Origin of the sequence: Neisseria sp. P0020.S003 (assembly GCF_051957095.1) — a bacterium.
In the GTDB taxonomy this organism is placed as follows: domain Bacteria; phylum Pseudomonadota; class Gammaproteobacteria; order Burkholderiales; family Neisseriaceae; genus Neisseria; species Neisseria subflava.
The window spans coordinates 1-485 of record NZ_JBQCWU010000059.1; the positions used below are offsets into that span (position 1 = coordinate 1).

Consider the following 485-nt stretch of genomic DNA (forward strand, 5'->3'; position numbering starts at 1 on the left):
AGCATAGCTTCGCTTACTGCGACCAATATTGGATTACCAGCAATTCTAGCTATCCGGACATGAAACTCCATATCGGCAGCGATGACTGCGTCTGCATCACCGAGCGATTTCCGCTGCCGTTCGATGATCTCCCGCAGCTCGGCGATATCATCTTCCGTTGTCTTCTGTGCAATCTCGCGAATAATACCACGTTCGAAGAAAATTCGCGCGCTCTTCAAGTCTTCCAGCGTGTCCATTGATTGCGCAATCATGATCTTCGCAGTCGGATCCACCTGCTGAAAAATCGACTTTGCCGTCAACTTCAAAACCTTGGCACGCTCACCATGCGAGATGCTGACCAGTCCCATCTTGGCAAGTGACTGCATCGCCTCGCGGATCGCGGGCCGTCCAACGCCAAAACGCTCCATCAGAACACGCTCGGACGGCATCTCATCGCCCGGCGTCAATTCACCGGAAGTAATCATGTTTTCGAGCCGGTCGAAAAC

General features: G+C 52.8%; 1 protein-coding gene. It reads right to left on the minus strand.

Features of this window, described 5'->3' with window-relative positions:
- Positions 1 to 464, minus strand: a 464-nt coding sequence (locus tag ACTHTQ_RS11305) for a GntR family transcriptional regulator (protein WP_440363970.1), incomplete at its 3' end; no start/stop codon positions are given.
- Positions 465 to 485: the final 21 nt, after the last annotated feature.